The organism is Candidatus Binataceae bacterium, assembly GCA_035294265.1.
Classification (GTDB): Bacteria; Desulfobacterota; Binatia; order Binatales; family Binataceae; genus DATGLK01.
Window position 1 is genome coordinate 1 of record DATGLK010000049.1, and the last position, 16,488, is coordinate 16,488.

Annotated in this window: 13 protein-coding genes; 6 read left to right on the forward strand and 7 right to left on the reverse strand. The window is 61.6% G+C overall.

All coding sequences use genetic code 11. From position 1 onward, the window contains the following. The 4 genes from VKV28_08810 to alaC form a co-directional block, all read right to left on the reverse strand. The coding region (locus VKV28_08810; GenBank protein HLH76887.1) for a cofactor-independent phosphoglycerate mutase at positions 1 to 1,174 on the reverse strand (1,174 nt) is incomplete at its 3' end. Then, positions 1,174 to 2,274 carry a threonine synthase gene (gene thrC, locus VKV28_08815; protein ID HLH76888.1) on the reverse strand — a complete coding sequence of 367 codons (1,101 nt, stop codon included), beginning with the start codon at positions 2,272 to 2,274 and terminating at the stop codon, positions 1,174 to 1,176. The genes thrC and VKV28_08810, both read right to left, overlap by 1 nt. 9 nt (positions 2,275 to 2,283) lie before the next feature. Further along, positions 2,284 to 3,603, reverse strand: a complete 1,320-nt coding sequence (locus VKV28_08820; protein ID HLH76889.1) for a homoserine dehydrogenase — start codon at positions 3,601 to 3,603, stop codon at positions 2,284 to 2,286. 17 nt (positions 3,604 to 3,620) lie between these two features. After that, on the reverse strand, positions 3,621 to 4,829 hold the full coding sequence (gene alaC, locus VKV28_08825; protein ID HLH76890.1) for an alanine transaminase: 1,209 nt from the start codon (positions 4,827 to 4,829) through the stop codon (positions 3,621 to 3,623). 163 nt (positions 4,830 to 4,992) lie between these two features. Between alaC and VKV28_08830 the strand changes: the two genes are divergently transcribed. The 3 genes from VKV28_08830 to VKV28_08840 all read left to right on the forward strand — a co-directional run bounded on the left by VKV28_08830 (position 4,993) and on the right by VKV28_08840 (position 6,693). Beyond that, positions 4,993 to 5,430 carry a PA2169 family four-helix-bundle protein gene (locus VKV28_08830; protein HLH76891.1) on the forward strand — a complete coding sequence of 146 codons (438 nt, stop codon included), beginning with the start codon at positions 4,993 to 4,995 and terminating at the stop codon, positions 5,428 to 5,430. A gap of 350 nt (positions 5,431 to 5,780) precedes the next feature. Further along, positions 5,781 to 6,200 (forward strand): transcriptional repressor, encoded by a 420-nt coding sequence (locus VKV28_08835; protein ID HLH76892.1) that lies wholly within the window; start codon positions 5,781 to 5,783, stop codon positions 6,198 to 6,200. Between the two features lie 58 nt (positions 6,201 to 6,258). Next, positions 6,259 to 6,693 carry a hypothetical protein gene (locus tag VKV28_08840; GenBank protein ID HLH76893.1) on the forward strand — a complete coding sequence of 145 codons (435 nt, stop codon included), beginning with the start codon at positions 6,259 to 6,261 and terminating at the stop codon, positions 6,691 to 6,693. Between the two features lie 82 nt (positions 6,694 to 6,775). Here the strand turns inward: VKV28_08840 and VKV28_08845 are convergent, their stop codons facing one another. Continuing rightward, positions 6,776 to 8,020, reverse strand: a complete 1,245-nt coding sequence (locus VKV28_08845; GenBank protein HLH76894.1) for an MFS transporter — start codon at positions 8,018 to 8,020, stop codon at positions 6,776 to 6,778. 246 nt (positions 8,021 to 8,266) lie between these two features. Between VKV28_08845 and VKV28_08850 the strand changes: the two genes are divergently transcribed. Then, a complete protein-coding gene (locus tag VKV28_08850; protein HLH76895.1) occupies positions 8,267 to 9,610 on the forward strand; it encodes an AarF/UbiB family protein in 1,344 nt (447 codons plus the stop codon). A 3-nt stretch (positions 9,611 to 9,613) separates the two neighbouring features. Here VKV28_08850 and VKV28_08855 read toward each other — a convergent pair whose 3' ends face one another. After that, entirely contained in the window at positions 9,614 to 10,480 is an 867-nt protein-coding gene (locus VKV28_08855) for an MBL fold metallo-hydrolase (protein ID HLH76896.1), read from the reverse strand. Positions 10,481 to 10,875: 395 nt separating this feature from the next. On the opposite strand from VKV28_08855, the gene VKV28_08860 reads away from it, so the two are divergent. Continuing rightward, a complete protein-coding gene (locus tag VKV28_08860; protein HLH76897.1) occupies positions 10,876 to 12,054 on the forward strand; it encodes an acyl-CoA dehydrogenase family protein in 1,179 nt (392 codons plus the stop codon). 3 nt (positions 12,055 to 12,057) lie between these two features. Here the strand turns inward: VKV28_08860 and VKV28_08865 are convergent, their stop codons facing one another. Beyond that, on the reverse strand, positions 12,058 to 14,091 hold the full coding sequence (locus VKV28_08865) for a chloride channel protein (protein HLH76898.1): 2,034 nt from the start codon (positions 14,089 to 14,091) through the stop codon (positions 12,058 to 12,060). Between the two features lie 987 nt (positions 14,092 to 15,078). Here VKV28_08865 and VKV28_08870 point away from each other — a divergent pair. Next, positions 15,079 to 16,488, forward strand: a 1,410-nt coding sequence (locus VKV28_08870) for a hypothetical protein (protein ID HLH76899.1), incomplete at its 3' end; no start/stop codon positions are given.

Consider the following 16,488-nt stretch of genomic DNA (forward strand, 5'->3'; position numbering starts at 1 on the left):
AGCCCTGGCTCAAAGCCAGCCCGGCGCGCAACCCCTCGGCTTCGGTATAGCGCCGCCAGCGAGCCGCCCCCGAAGACAAAGCAGCACCGGAAACCAGCGCGTAGGGCACAGGCTCACTGGAATGGGTCTTCAAGCGACATGGGGTGGCGTGATCGGGCATTAGCAGGAGCCTGAATTCACCCATCGCCGGCAGCCCCTGCAAGAGCGGCCCGACGATCAATTGGTCGATCCGCTCCAAAGCTTGAACCTTCAGATCCGCACGCCCCATGTGGCCCGCCTCGTCGGGCGCCTCGATATGGAGCAGGAGGAAGTCGCAATGGCGCAGGGCTTCAAGGCCGTAGCGTCCCTTGGCCGCATAATCGGTATCCAGATAACCGGTGGCGCCGGGCACGTTGATAATCTCTAGTCCGGCCAGGCGGCCTAATCCGCGCACCAAATCGACGGCGGAGATGGCGGCGCCCTGTTTATTAAAGCGCTGCTTTAAGGTTGGCAGGGTTGGTGGCCGGCCTTGACCCCAGAACCAGACGTCGGTGGCGGCCGGCTTACCCGCCGCCTGACGGGCCTGATTGACCGGATGGTTGGATAAAATGGCACGCGCCTCTGCCATCAACTGGTTGAGCCGCTGAGCCCCCTCACCCTGGGGCAGGTAGGGCGCAACCGCACGATCGGTGATGTCGTGCGGAGGCGTGGTCTGAGCAGCTACCGGGCCGCCGCGCCAGACCATCAAATGACGATAACTGACCCCGGGGTAAAAATGGATATCCCCGCCGCCCAACCGTTCGTGCAGGCTTTGTACTAGCGCCGCGGCTTCGTCGCTCCCGATATGGCCGGCGGTAAAATCGGCCATCGTCAGCCCTTCATCCTGCGCTTTAAGATTGACCAGATTCATGCGGAAGACCGCATCGCTGGCGCTCACCGGCAGACCCTGGCTGGCAGCCTCGATCGGAGCGCGGCCGGTATGATAACGGGCAGGATCGTAACCCAGCATCGTCATCGTGCCGACATCGCTGCCGGGTGCCATACCCTGCGGGATAGTCGCCACCATTCCCAGTTCGCCGCAACTGGCAATGCGATCCATGTTGGGTTTGTGCGCGGCCTCCAGCGGAGTGCGTCCCTGAAGTTCGGCACAGGCCCAATCCGCCATCCCGTCGCCATGCACGATTACGTACTTCATCACTCGATCTCCAGCAGCTTAACGATCCGGCTCAAATCCGGTTCCACCACCACCGTGTTGCTGAGATTTTTAAGCGCGGTGTCGGGATCTTTCAGTCCGTGACCGGTCAGAGTGCATACGATCACCGAGCCCGGCTTGAGGGTGCCCGCCGCGCTGTATTTGATCGCACCCGCCAATGAGGCGGCCGAGGCGGGTTCGGCGAAGATTCCACAGGCCGCGATCAGGCGATAGGCCGCCAAGATCTCGGCATCGGTCACCAGGTCGATAAGGCCGCCCGACTCATCCCGCGCCGCTACTGCCTGCTTCCAACTGGCCGGATTGCCGATCTTGATGGCGGTGGCAACGGTATGAGGATCGTCGATGGGTCGGCCGAGCACGATCGGGGCCGAGTCGGCCGCCTGATACCCCATCATGCGCGGCAGCCGCCGAGCCAAGCCGTGATGGTAGTACTCTTGATAGCCCGCCCAGTAGGCCGTGATATTGCCGGCATTGCCTACCGGCAGGAAATGATAGTCGGGAGCCTCGCCGAGCTGATCGCAGATCTCGAAGGCCGCGGTCTTCTGCCCGGCGATGCGGTCGGGGTTGATGCTATTGACCAGGCGGATGCGCACCGGCTCGCGTTCGGCCAAGTCACGCACCATCTTCAAGCAAATGTCGAAGTTTCCAATAACCTCGACCACCCGCGCCCCGTGCATCACACTCTGCGACAGCTTGCCCAGCGCGGTGGCACCTTTCGGAATCAGGACGAAAGCCTTAAGGCCGGCCCGTCCCGCATAGGCCGCGGCGGAGGCCGCGGTGTTGCCGGTGGAAGCACAGATCACGGCGCGCGCCCCCTCGCCCAGTGCCTTGCTCATCGCCAGCGTCATGCCCCGGTCCTTGAAGGAACCGGTGGGATTGAGTCCCTCGAATTTCAGGTAAAGCTTAAGCTCGCGGCCCAGCCGCGCGGCCAGCTCCGGGGCCTCGATCAGGGGGGTATTGCCCTCGTTCAGCGTGACCACCGGAGTCTGTTCGCTGATTGGCAGAAAGCGCCGGTAATGTTCAATGATTCCAGGCCAGCGAGTGAGCCGCGTGACGCCTATTGCGAGAGATCCCTGAGCCATCGGATTACCTTAAAGTTGCTCCTCGATGCGGAGTGCCACCGGCGCCCCATGAACAATACGCTGGCGGCCAATTTCCTCAAGCGCTGCTTTAAGTGCATGCTCGGACGCGGCGTGGGTCCGCATCACCACCGGGACGCTGACGGTGGGCGCCCGCTCATGCTGGATGACCGAAGCCAATGAGATTCGATGCTCCCCTAGAACCGAGGCGATAGCACCCAGAACCCCCGGCTTATCCTCCGCCATGAAGCGTAAATAATATTCGCAGATGACATCGTCCATCGGCTTGAGTTGCGCCGGTTTGAGCGCGCCAAAGGGATATCCCAGCACCTGCGCGCTGGCGCTCGCCCCGGCCCGTCGCATCCGCGCCAGCTCCACAATATCAGCCACCACCGCCGTCGCGGTCGGCATCTGGCCCGCCCCCAGGCCAAAATACATGGTGGCCCCCAGAGCCGCGCCCTGGATGTAGATCGCATTGTAGGCGCCGCTCACGCTGGCCAGCAGATGGCCGGCCGGAACCATCGTGGGATGGACTCGAGCTTCGACCGCGCCGGCCTCTTCCTTGGCGATCGCCAGCAACTTGATAACGAAACCCAATTGGCCGGCGTAGGCCACATCCTGCTGAGTGATGCGGGTGATACCCTCAGTATAGACCTGCGCCGGTTTGAGCAGCACGCCAAAGGCGAGCATTACCAGCAAACAAAGCTTGTGGGCAGCGTCATGCCCCTCGATATCAAGGCTGGGGTCGGCCTCGGCCAAGCCGTTTTGTTGGGCCTGAGCCAAGGCTTGAGCAAATTCGCTCCCCCGCTGTGCCATGGTGCTGAGTATGTAATTGCAGGTGCCGTTGACGATCCCGTAGACCGCGCGCTGGCGGTCGCCTGCCAAGCCCAGGCGCAAGGTGCGAATAATCGGGATTCCACCCCCCACGCTGGCCTCGAACCCGATCGCGCGCCCATAGTGCGCCCCCGCCGCAAAAATTCGCTCGCCCTGCTCGGCCAGCAAGGCCTTGTTAGCCGTGACTACATCTTTGCCCGCGGCCAGAGCCGCCTCAATTAGGCTGCCGGCCGGCTCCAGGCCGCCGAACAGCTCCACCACGATATCGACGTCGGGCCGGATAACCAAAGCGTGCGCATCGCGGGTAATGAGGGCCTGGCTCAGCCCGAGGTCAGGATCTGGGCGCAGACTTCGGTCGGCCACCCCGACCAATTCCAACTGCGCGCCCAGGCGGGCTTCCAATAGCGCTGCATTGGAGCGCAGCAGCTTAACCACTCCACTGCCCACCGTGCCGCAGCCCAGCAGGGCAATGCGCACGCTGCGCGCCGAGTCGGCCACCACCATCCCCGCGGCCCTTAGCCGCGGCCCCCGGCTAGCTTGGCGGGACTGAAGCCAGGGTGCTGCAAAGCATAGCGAATGCCGCGCATGGCTTGGCGAATGCGGTGTTCGTTTTCAATCAGGGCGAAGCGCACGAAGCCATCGCCGTCCTGGCCAAAGCCGATGCCAGGCGAGACCGCGACCTTGGCCTGCGCCAGCAAGAATTTGCAAAACTCCAGCGAACCCATCGCAGCGAAGGGCTCGGGGATGGGGGCCCAAACGAACATGGTGGCGCGCGGCTTGGCAACTGGCCAACCCGCCCGTACCAAGCCATCGACCAGAACGTCGCGGCGGCTTTGATAGGTCTGGACAATCTCGTTTACACAATCATCGGGTCCGTTGAGGGCAGCGATGCCCGCCACCTGCAGAGGTGTAAAGGTGCCGTAGTCGAAGTAGGATTTGAGTCGCGCCAGCGCCGCAATCATCTCACGATTACCCACCGCGAAACCGATTCGCCAACCCGGCATGTTGTAGCTTTTGGAGAGGGTGAAAAATTCCACCCCAACCTCCTTGGCGCCGGGAATCTGCAGAAATGAAGGCGCCTTGTAGCCGTCAAAGCACAGATCGGCGTAGGCCATGTCGTGGGCCACCAGGATATCGTTTTCGCGCGCGAAATCGACCACGTCCCGCATGAACTTCAGATCCACCACGGTGGTGGTGGGATTGTGGGGGAAATTGAGCACCATGAATTTGGGTCGCGGCCAGCAGCGCTTTACCACCGCCATCATTTCCACGAAAAAATCCGCTCCCTGGCGCATCGGAATCCCGTGCACTTCCGCCCCTGCGATCACGCAGGCGTATTGATGGATGGGATAGGTTGGGCTGGGCGCCAAAACCACGTCGCCACGATCGAGCAGAGCCAGCGCCAGATGGGCGATCCCCTCCTTGGAGCCGATGGTCACGATCGCCTCGCTATCGGGGTCCAACTCAACCCCATAGCGCCGCCGGTACCAGTTGGTAATCGCCAGACGCAATTTGAAGACCCCGCGCGAGACCGAATAGCGATGGTTAGCCGGCTTGGTAGCTGCCTCCACCATCTTGGCCACGATATGGGGCGGGGTGGCGCCGTCGGGATTGCCCATCCCAAAGTCGATAATATCATCACCAGCCTGCCGCGCCGTGTGGCACAGGTCGGTAATAATGTTGAAAACGTACGGCGGCAGTCGATTTATTCGCGGAAATTCCATAATACTTCAGCCACTCCAATCCCCCGGCGCAGTGCGCGAACCGCTCGCTATTAAAACCGAGACTCTATCACGGGCGCAACCGCAAGCCTCCTACCCCCGCCTAAAGAACTTGTCAGACCGAGCCGCCAGGACCAAAGTGGACCCGATTCAGCAAGAGGAGCTTATGGAAGCAGCGCGCGTCTTAATCAAGCTGTCTGAGCGATGCCTGGATGCGGCCCAGCATTACAAGCGAGCCGCCGAGCATGCCGATCAGGAATGGTTGGAACGGTTCTTCACCGCCCAGTCCGATCGGCAGCAGCAGATGGCGGCCGAGCTCGCCGCGCGCATTAGTGCCTTGGGCGCGCAACCGCCCCATCGAGGCACGCTCGGGGGTGAGCTGGAGAGTTTGGCTCTGGCCCTGGAATCCAACCTGGGCCTGGGCGATCGCGGGCTGCTCGAATGGTGCCGGCGCGAAGCCGCCTCGGAAGAAGCGGATTTTAGCCAGGCGCTAGCAAGCGCCACCGATCCCGCCTGCCGCGCCCTTTTGCATCGCGGCCTGGAACTGATCGGCGCCGCGCGGGCCGAACTCGACCGCCTGCACGCCGCCTATCATCGCGACTGAGGCCGCCGGGCCGTAGCGAGGCTGTGAGATTTCCTGTCCGCGGCATCGGGCAGCGCGCTTTCCTTCTGCCCGCTCCCAAGCCCCTTTGCGGACGGCGTCTCGTATTCCGGCCCCAGAAAGTAACAGGACGCTGCCCGACCACCACAAACGTTGGGAGACGCGGGGCGTTCGCCTCACCTGGCGCCCATCATCACCTTGCAGGCTGAAACAGTTGCAGCTTGAGATATCGGCGCCGCGGTCGTCGATCATGGCTGCGGCGACCTCCATGTTCGGGAGTTACCTGACCGGGTCGACTGTGAAAGCGGCATACCAGCTTGACGCGTTATAGTTTTAGATATAGTCTAGATTGCGTGTCCGAATCGCTTAGCATAAGCCTTCTGCGTAACGCAGGCATCCAACCGTCGGCCCAACGGGTTGCGGTAGCCGACTATGTGCTGAGCACCAGCGATCATCCCACCGCAGACCAGGTTTGGTCCAAAGTGCGGCGGAGTTTTCCCATGATTTCCAGGGCTACCGTTTACAACACGCTCAATCTGTTCGTTAAGAAGCAGTTGCTCCGGCAAGTCGTGCTGGACGACGGCAAGACGCTGTTCGACGCCAACGTCGAGAATCACCATCACTTCGTCGATGAGGAAACCGGGCAGATCCACGATATCCCATGGGACTCGCTAGCGGTCTCAAAGCTTGACTCTCTCAACGGCTTCGAGGTGCGCGAGTATCACGTGGTGATGCGCGGGCGGGTCAAAAATTCACCGCGGAAACGCGCGTAGATTTTTTTAACGATTATATAGATAAAGTAGAAGTTTTAAGACCGTCTAAAATAAGGGGATGGAAGACTTTATTGGCAAGATCGCCGCCATTCGGGCCGCCCAGGCGATGTCCCACGCCCAGGCGCTCGCGGTCACTAGCAACCTGATGGTTCAATGGCAACGTAAGCATCCCGAGGAATCCTGGGTGATGGCGGCCAACGATTCCTCCCCGACTGGACACAGCAAGGCCGACGCTGGCGGGGCACACCTTGCCGGTCCCGGCGCGGCTGCAGCTACCAACCTTCAAAGCCAACAGGGCGACACCTACGCCAGCTTTCATCAGTACCAAGAGCAGCTTCAGCGCATAGCCTTGTTACGTGACATGATCGACTGGTGCATCGAGAATCAGGTCAAGAATGCGACCCTCGATCCCAACGATCCCAAGATGCGCGCGCTGGAAGCCTATCTCATCGCGCAACGCAAAGGGGCGCCACTCGACTACGGCAAGCACTAAAAGGAACCGGGCCCGCGACGGCATAGCCATCGGCCAATTCCGCATACCATCGTGATACCATCGTGACTGCTAAGTGGCGCGCTCAGCCGGCCTGCACCGAGGCTCCAATCGCGGGCTTCGGCGCGGCGCCCAGGCGTGAATAGAACCAAGCAGCGAACAGACCTAGCGTCGCAGCCAGGTACCATCCCGCCATCAGGCCGTGCCACAAGGCCATCCAGCCACATAACAACAACCCGATAGCACCGCCCAGGGTTGCGAAGGTGCTCTGAAAGGAAAGCAGGGTGGCACGGCTGTCGGCTTCGAGCTGCTCGTTGATCCAGCCCAGCGCCAGTGGCTGCATTGCACCCGAGCAGCAATTCATGCCAAACAGGAGCGCGAGCATCAGGATCACGTGGCCAGCAGCCAAACCGGCTGCAAGCAGCAAGCCTCCACACGCCAACGCCAGCCAGGAGAGCATCGGTGCACGCCGGCTGGCGTAGGGCGGCATGTGCACGATAACCTCGGCGCCGATCAACCGGCCCACGCTGAACAGGCAAAACAGCCAGCCGATGATCCACACTCCTACCCCGAGGTGATCGACGAAATAATCCGGCCACATCATCCAGTAGGGTGCCCAGGCCCCGGTCTGGGCCGCGTACGCCAGCGTCAGCATCAGGATCGCGCGGTTGTTGAAGCCCAGTGCCAGCGCGTTGCGGGCACGCCCGGCGATTTCATGGACCAGGTCGCGCGGTTGCACCCGAGCCTTGGCCCGCCCTTTCATCAACAGCGCGCCCACCATCAGGCTGAGCGCGTAGCCCGCCGCGCCGAGAAGCCAAGGCCAGGCCAGGTTGTGATTGGCGATATAGGCACCGGTCAGGGCCGAGGTCAGCCAGCCCACCGTGGTCAGTTGGGAAGCGCGCGAGAAGATGCGATCTTTCATGCCGACAAAGCCGGCCGCTTCCAGCGCATCGACCGCCCAGGCATCGATGGCACCGTTGCCAAAGGTGGTACCGAGCGCGTCGATGGCTTCGGCCAGGACGAAGAGCCAGTAGCCACGGGCAAAGAAATAAAGCGCGAAGGCGCAAGCTCGCAGGGTACATGCAAGCAGAAAAGCGCGCCGGCGGTCGAGCGCGTCGGCGAAGGCACCAGTTGGCAAGTCGGTCACAAAGGTGATTAAAAAATAGGTCGCCAAGACACCGTTAGCCTGCAACAGGTTGAGGCCGCGGGCACGCAAAAACAGCGGATAGACGCCGTACACAAAGCCGCCGCCAAAGGCATAGAACCACCACACCAGGTAGTAGTGGCGGGTAATCTTGACGATGGATGGCGGAATCGCGCTTTGGGCCATTGGCGGCTGCTAGCCTAGCGCCGGAGCATGGGCCCGGCCAACCAATGCTTATGCCGCGGCAGCACCCGCGCGCTGCCAGTGGGCGGGTCAAGGCAACCTCGATCCGCGGCCCGCCGCCAGCTACCCTGGAAAGACCATTCATGCATCCCATGTGTCATCGCGCACACCCGCGGCGGCGGCCCAAGCAGGCCGGGCGCGGGGGGCGCGCTGGCGCAAGTTACGAGGTAGTTTTTGGCCAGCAGCGAAGTGTCGAAGTCAGATAGCGTCCGGCTGGGAATATACGAACGATGGTGGCGGCTGGGATTGTTAGTGTTCCTGGCGTTACGGATTTATTTGCAATACAAAACCCTTCAGCTCTGGGGTCGTCACGTCAGCGATCGCAATCTGACCGCGCGTTTTCGCCGTCTCGATCTGCGCGCGGCCCGTGCGCTGTACAAAACCGCAGTCAAATTGGAAGGTCTGCTGATCAAGACCTGCCAGTTTATCGGAACCCGCGCCGACGTCCTGCCCGCCGAATGGGTTAACACCCTGGCCGGCTTGCACGATCGCGTGCCGCCGCGTCCGTTTAGCGTGATCCGATCCCAAATCGAGCGGGAATTGGGCCGCCCACTGCACCAGCTCTACGCCGAATTCAACCCCGTGCCGCTGGCGGCCGCTTCGCTGGCCCAGGTCCATCGCGCGCGCCTGAGCGACGGCCGGGAATGCGCGGTGAAGGTGCAGTATCCCGGGATCGAGGCGCGGGTGCACGCCGATCTACATAACCTGGTGATGGTGCTGGGTTGGCTGGCGTGGCTGGAACCTAACTTCGACTTCCGCGCCATCATACGCGAGATGCTGCGTTATGTGCCCCTGGAACTCGATTTTATCCATGAAGGACAGAACTGCGATCGGGTACGGGCCAATTTCAGTCAGCGCAGCGACGTCCTGGTGCCCGAGATTTATTGGGAACTGACCACGCGCCGAATCCTGACCATGGAATTCATGGAGGGAACCAAAATCACCGACAGCGAGGAGCTGGCACGCGCGGGCATCGACCGGCCGGCCGTGGCCCAGAAGCTCACCGAGGTTTTCTGTGAGCAGATCCTCACCCACGGTTTTTTCCACGGCGACCCCCATCCTGGCAATCTGCTGGTGCGGCCAGGTCCCACCCTGGTGCTGCTGGATTTCGGTCTGGCCAAGGATTTTTCTCCCACCTTCCGCCAAGGTGTGGTACGGCTGACCCTGGCGATCTTAAGTGCGGACAAGGAAGCGATCATTCAGACCTTCGCTAGCCTGGGCTTCAAAACTCGCAATGGTTCACTGGATCAGATGGCGACGCTGACCGACCTGATGATCGGCAACGCGATCAAGCGCCAGAAGTCTTACGCCGATCCCGCGATGGTCGAGGAATTGTCAGAGGGGCTGCCACGCATCCTGCGCGCCAATCCGCTGATCGAGATCCCGGCCGATATCCTGCTCATCTTCCGCGTGATCGGATTGCTATCAGGGCTGGGCAAGAGCCTGGATTCGCAAGTCAACTTGATGCAAACCATGATGCCTTACGCGCAGGGTTTGTTCGTTCCGGCTGCCCCCTCGCCGACAGCCGGTTAAGCATCAAATGGCGAAGCGGAAGGCCTCCTGATGGCGCACCACGCGGCCAGCCGAGGGGGTCAGGAAATGGCTGCCAAAAAGCAGCGTGCCACCCTCGGCGCACTCGCGCAGAAAATCTCGGCGGGTGCGCACGCCCTGCTCGGCGTCGGTGTCGAACTTGCACTTCCACTCGGGATGGGCGCACTGAATCGGATGATGCAGCAGGTCGCCAGAAATCAACGCCCGATGGCCACCAGAAGCAATCCTGACCGCCATGTGACCGGGAGTATGGCCAGGTGTGCCCAGGATTGAGACCTCGGGCGTAATCGCGGCGCCGTACTCGACGTAGTCGACCCGCTCCGCCTCGACCACCGGCAGCACCGAGTCCTCGATGTGCAGGCGCGCGGCGGGCACTGTGCGCCAATGCTCCAGCTCGCGCCGATTGAACAGGTAGCGGGCGTTGGGAAAAGTCGGCACCCAGTGGCCATCGACCAAAATGGTGTTCCAACCCACGTGATCGACATGCATGTGGGTGCAGATGACCCGGTCGATCGACTCGGGCGGATAGCCGGCCGCTGCCAGATCGTGGAGAAAGTTGGTGTGCTTGCGATGATAAAGCGGACTGCTCCGCTGCTTATCATTGCCAACGCAGGCATCCACCAGGATGCGCAGACCGGCCGACTCCAGCACCAGAGTATGGAAGCTCAGCAGGATTTTGCCCCGCTCGTTGGCGAAGGTAGGGACTAGCCAGGAGGCTTCCTTGAGCACGTTGTCGGGATGCATCTCGTCGCAAAGCCGAGTGCCTAACCAGACGTCCTGGTCCTCGATCACCTTAACGATGCGGACTGCGCCTACCTGCCATTGATCCATCGCACGACCTCCCACCGACATACCGGTGTCGATTCTGCTCTGGCTTTAGCGCACGGCTCCGCCAGCGGCAACCGGGACGGCTCGTACCGAAGCGTCATCCCACGCGGCGGCGCGATGCGGGAAGTTGCGGTCTCCAAGCCATGCGGGAGCCAGGCCGCCGACGCTTGCCGTAGCATCCGCGAACAACGTTGTCACAGCTAGTTAATCGCATCCAAAGCGATTGAACTCCCCGCGTTCTTTATGGCGGCGACTTCTTCGGTGAGCTGACGCTCCGGCTGCAGCGTCCAGCGGCGGTCGTTAATAACGCCTCGCCGGTGACTTTGTCCGGCGATCCTGTTGACCGCGGCGGTTTTGCCTTGCATCCGCCTATTGCGCGGTTAAGCTTGATGAAACCCGTCCCACTCAAAAGTCGAGCAATGGCAGACAACGCCCAAGCTTTATACGATTTGGCAAGCCGCCTGGCAGCCGAATTCGCTCCGCGCGCCGCGAGCCATGATCGCAGCGGCGAATTTCCCTTCGAAAACATCGCCCAGCTCAAGGAGTCAGGCTATTCCGCTCTGCTGGTGCCCCAGCGTTATGGCGGCCTGGGCGCCGACCTGCTCCAGTTCATCGGATGTCAGGAACGGCTGGCGCAAGGCTGCGCTGCTACCACGTTGGCGATCAACATGCATTTGTTCGGAATCGGCAGCATGCTGGATTTTGCTGATTTCAACCCTCGCCAGGAGCGCTTCTTACGTCAGATTGGACACGATCGCCAGATCATCGGGGGCGGCTTATCGGAGCCGGAAACCGGCGGCGACTGGGGCTTGTTCGCGACCAAAGCCCGGCTTTCTGGCGACCATTTCGTGCTCAATGGGCGCAAGGTCTTCACCAGCTTGGCCCCCGTTATCGACCTTTTCATGGTACTGGCCACTATCGAGGATGACGGACCGCCCTCCTCGGCCACCTTCTTTATCCCGCGCGGCACCGCAGGGCTGGAGATCGTGGAGAGCTGGGACGCGATGGGAATGCGCGCCACCGCCAGCCACGATCTAAAGCTCACTGACGTCAAAGTGCCGGTAAGCGACATGACTGGCCGCCGCCCGCTAGGCCCGATCGGCGCGGAGACGGTGTCGCTGTTCGCCTGGTTCAGCTTGTCGATTGCCGCGATATACACCGGCATTGCGATCGCGGCGCTGGATTTCACCCGCGCCTTTGCCGCCCACCATCGCCCACTGACCCAGCCCCGCCCGATAAGCTTCCTGCCAGCGGTGCAGTTCGCGGTCGCCCAGGCCCAAACGCTGGTGGCACAATCACAAGCGTTGTATCGCGACACCGCCCAGGCCTATCAGACCAGCCGCGCCAGCTTCGAGGGCGAAGCCGGCCTGGCGCGGGTCGTAATGGTGAAGTACGCGGCAACCAACAATGCGCTGGCGGCAATCGAGCAATGCGCCGAGGTGGTCGGCGCGCACGGCTTCCTGCGCCGCCATCCGCTGGAGCGAATGCTGCGCGACGTGCATGCCGGCATTCATCATCCGCTCTCCAACGCGCGGGCGCGTGAGTTGATCGGCAAGAGCGCTTTCGGGATTCCGCTGCTGACCTTCCCCCGCTGGTAGCGTCTACTCGCCGTGCAATTCGCGCTCGAAGGCGCGAATGGAGACCGAGCGGCCGGCCACGATCACGACGTCACCCGCGCGCAGCGGCTGGTCGGCCTCCAGCAGTACGAAGCCGCTCCCGGGACGATCGCGATTTTGCACCGCCAGCACATTGACCCCAAAACGCACTCGCGTCCCCAATTCGCGCAAAGTCTTGCCGTCGGCAGCGGCGGGTATGCGCAGGCGCGCAACACGATAGCCGCCGGACCAGAAGATGTGGGTGTCGCGGCCAGGGAAGAGCGAGACCGAACCGGTGGCTCGGCTAAATAGTTTCGCAATATCCTGGCGCGTCACCAAGCCCAAAAGCTGCTGCGGATGGTCGGGGTTGCGCACGGGCAGCGCGCTGGTCAGCTCATCCTCCATCACGTGCAGCGCGTCCTCCAGGTTGGAATCCGCCGCCACGCTGGGAAAATTGGGCCGACTCAGATCGTACGCGTTGACTAGGCCGCGCAAGTCGGCCTCCGAGGTCAGTACGGCCACCAAGTCGCGAGTGGCGATCGTCCCCAGGTAGGCACCCTGGCGATTTAGCACCGGGAGGATCTCCTGGGTGGTGTCGGAGGCCAGCCGAAAAACCTCTTCCAGGCTAGCCTCGGCGGCCACCGTGGTCGGCTCCCCCTTGAGGACCGCATTTACGCTGAAACCGGTCAGAGCCAAGCGGTTTTTGTCGCCTTCCAGGCTGATACCCTGACGCGCCAGGGCATAGGTATCGATCGATTGGGGTTCGATTGTGCGTGCGACCACCATCGCGATCACCGAACTGACCAGGGCCGCCAGAGTGGCGGTATAACTGCCGGTCATTTCGGTGAGCAGAAAGATAGAGGTCAAAGGTGCGTGAGTGGTGCCGGCCAGGAAGGCCCCAAGGCCGATGAGCGAATAGGAGCCGCGCAGACCGGCGGAGATATGCTCAGGCGCGATCGAATGCAGCGCGCCGTGCAGCGATCCTCCCGCCATCGCGCCGACAAAGAAGATCGGGCCAAACACACCACCTGGCGCACCGCAACCCAGCGAGACGCAAGAAGTGAAAATTTTGGCCGCCAGCAGGGCTATCATCAGGCGAATGGGCAGCATCCCGTTGAGCGCCTGGTCGATTACCGGATAGCCGTCAGCCAGATTTTGGCGCAGCGGAATCGCGACCATCCCGACCACCGCCAGCCCCAGCAACAATTGGCACCACTGCGGCATCGGCAGACCCTTGATGAAATCGGAGATACGGTAAAACAGCCGGATATAGATGACTGAAAGAATGCCGAGCACCACGCCCAGGCCGGCATAGATAAAAATTTCCCAATAGCTTCGCAGGATGAAGGCTTGCGCGGGAAGAACCGCCAGATTACCTAGCAAGGCGCGCGAGGTCACTACTCCGGCGGCGGTAGAGATAACTAGCAGCGAGAGGTTGGTCAGTTCGGTCTCGCCCAACAAGACGATTTCCTGGGCAAAAAGCAGGCCGCCCAAAGGCGCGTTGAAGGTGGTGGCGATCCCGGCGCCCGCGCCACAGGCTACCAGGACCTTGGCTTGCTCGCTGGACAGGCGCAGGGTTTGCGACACGGCCGAGCCGATCGCTCCCCCGATTTGGGCAATCGGGCCCTCGCGCCCCACCGACGCGCCGCACCCCAGCGAGAGCGCCGCGCCGGCGGCTTTGAGCAGGATGAAGCGGCGCTTGATGCGCGCCCCGTTTAAGTGGACCATGCGCAGGAAATTGGCGAACCCATAGCCCAGGATATCGCCGGGAAAGAGCGCTTCGAACAGCGCCAGTGCCACCCCGCCGCTGGCCAGCACCAGTGGCAGCAGCAGGCTCCAGGGAAGGCCGCGCGAGATGTGCAGGGCGTCACCTTCGCGCACTAGGAAGATTTCTCCACACAGTTTGATCAGGGCTTGAAAGCCCAGATTACCCAGGGCCGCCAGCACGCCAACCGCGGTGGCCAACAGAATCAGTCCCAAATAGCGGATTTGATCGGAATCCTGGGAAAGCGGATGCCAGCGTTTAAGCCAACTTAACATCCCGGCTCGCTCTAGCGGCAGGTCGAAAGAATCGGCCAATCGTTTGCAGGGGCTTCAGCCCTGCGCGTTGCCGCCATCCACGGGCTTGTGGCAATAGGCTTATGGAAGACCCTCTCCGGAGCATCGACAAACGGCGGTTTCAATCTACCAATAGCAGGCCATTCCTGATCCAGCATTCCAACATGTTAGTGGGCGTTGGCGGTTAAGCAAGCCCAGGCTACCGCGTCCCCGCGATAATTGCACGCTGTTTATTGCCCACAGTGGCTCGATGGTTTAATTACCTGCGCAGCGGGTTGGATGGTGAATCGCGATCAGCGGGCAAGGCGCGCCAACGGCTAGATTGAAGGGATGGCTGGCGCGCGCAAAGTGAGTGGAGCGCTCCTGGTTGGGGGCGCGCTGCTGCTGGCCGGTTGCGGGGGCGGAAGCGCTAGCACCAGCCTGCTTCCCCCACCAAGCTCAGCGCAAACCCTCACCACCATCGGAGCCCGTGATGGCACCACCGGTCAGCCAGTCAACTACGCCGGGCTGCCGCTCAGCTTGAACACAGTGTCACGTTAGGCCTAATTCCAACCCGGACCAAAATATAACCGGACCAAAATATAAAGAGGGGCCGGCTGCGGCATTTTCCCGGCTTCGCTTTCTCTAACTTCCTTCTCGCCCGCCCATTGAATCGCACGCGTGTCTTTGCGATGTTGGCCTTCGACAGTTGCTTGTTCGACCGGTTGGCTGGTCGTTGGCCGACGCGGTGAGGCCGGTTTTGTCACTACCCCGGTGACGCTGGACGCGAGCAAGACAGTGGGCTAAAAAGCATCACACGCTTCGCCCATGACCGCCTGGCCAGCGCCGGGCAGGTCAGGAAGCGTCGTTTTCGGGGATAGCGTAGTTCGGAGGAGTGAAATGGCCTCAAACACTGGGCAGCGGACAGTTAACGCACAGGGGGAAACACGTTGGCAGGACTGCTGGCGCTGGGATCTTCCAGCCGGCGTAATGGAAAAGGTCGATGGACGGGGCGCCGAAGGAATGGGTGGACTGGGGCGCTTCGTGCTACGCTTCCGCGTCCCAGTCGGTATCATTCTGGTACTGGCCAGTGCCTTCATGATCTACGGCGTAACCAAGGTCCAGATCGCAACTAATTTTGCCGACTTCTTCCCGCGTAATCATCCCTACACTCAGCTCTACGAAAAGTACAAGGTCTTCGGCGGCGCGCAAACCCTGGAGATCATGCTTAAGGCCCGTCACGGCACCATCTTCACCATCCCGACACTGCAGAAGGTGACTAACATCACCTTCGACGTCAACAAGATGGATGGCGTCAATCACGACGAGGTTTATTCGCTGGCCTCCTACCTGGAAAGCTATGCGGAATCGGTACCTGGCGGCGTCAGTTTGCAGCCCTACATGTATCCTAATCCGCCGGCCAACCAGGCCGAATTGGATCTGCTGCGCAAGAAGGTCTTCATCCATCGCGACGCGCTCAGCCATCTGGTGAGCCGCGATCAAACCGCCACCGTCATCAACGCCTCCTTCAACGAACAGCACATGGATTACAAGGAGCTGTTCAATGACGCCCAGGCGATCGCCAAGAAATATACCGACAAAGACACCGTGGTCTATTTGGCCGGCGAGCCGATGGTGCGCGGCTACGGCTATCACTATCTGCCGGCAATCATGATCTGCTTCATTGCCGCCGTGTTGGCGATGATCGTCCTGTTGTACGTCAGCCTGGGCCATCGCAACATCTGGTGGGTACCGATCGTCACCGGCAGCCTGTCGGCCATCTGGGGCCTGGGGTTCGTGGGCTGGATGGGTTACAACTTCGACCCCGTCATGCTGGTCATACCCTTCATTCTGACCGCGCGTGACTTAAGCCACGGCATCCAGTGGCAGGGGCGCTATTACAACGAGCTGGACGCCTCGGGCGACAAGTACGTAGCGATTGTGGCCACCACCAACTACATGCTGCCGCCCGGCTTCCTATCGATCGTGGCTGACATCGCCGGCATCATCTTCGTCTCCCTGGGCGGCATCCCGGTCCTGCATCACATCGGCTTGGCGGGGGCGGTATGGCTGGCCTCGACCCTGACCATGGTGTTCGTGTTCGAACCAATCTTTTTGAGCTTCTCACCGGTGCCCCGGCTCAAGGGTGGCGCGATGGGCGAGAAGCTGTGGGACCTGACCCCGGCCTTCTTCAAGAACGGACTGGGCAAGCTGGTGGAGATTCCAGTCAAGCCGGGTGCGATGCGCGGTGGTCTGCTGATCATCGCCGGCATCATCATGGCCTGGGGCATCGCGGCCGGCGATCAGGCCAAAATCGGCTACGACACCCCCGGCACTCCACTGTATCGGGCCAACTCCAAGATCAACCGCGACATCTATGCCATCTCCAAATACTTCCCG

Excerpts from the sequence above, each read along its gene's own strand:
- thrC (HLH76888.1), bottom strand. The coding sequence starts at position 2,274 with ATGGCTCAGGGATCTCTCGCAATAGGCGTCACGCGGCTCACTCGCTGG.
- alaC (HLH76890.1), bottom strand. The coding sequence starts at position 4,829 with ATGGAATTTCCGCGAATAAATCGACTGCCGCCGTACGTTTTCAACATT.
- VKV28_08830 (HLH76891.1), top strand. The coding sequence starts at position 4,993 with ATGGAAGCAGCGCGCGTCTTAATCAAGCTGTCTGAGCGATGCCTGGAT.
- VKV28_08840 (HLH76893.1), top strand. The coding sequence starts at position 6,259 with ATGGAAGACTTTATTGGCAAGATCGCCGCCATTCGGGCCGCCCAGGCG.
- VKV28_08845 (HLH76894.1), bottom strand. The coding sequence starts at position 8,020 with ATGGCCCAAAGCGCGATTCCGCCATCCATCGTCAAGATTACCCGCCAC.
- VKV28_08855 (HLH76896.1), bottom strand. The coding sequence starts at position 10,480 with ATGTCGGTGGGAGGTCGTGCGATGGATCAATGGCAGGTAGGCGCAGTC.
- VKV28_08860 (HLH76897.1), top strand. The coding sequence starts at position 10,876 with ATGGCAGACAACGCCCAAGCTTTATACGATTTGGCAAGCCGCCTGGCA.
- VKV28_08865 (HLH76898.1), bottom strand. The coding sequence starts at position 14,091 with ATGTTAAGTTGGCTTAAACGCTGGCATCCGCTTTCCCAGGATTCCGAT.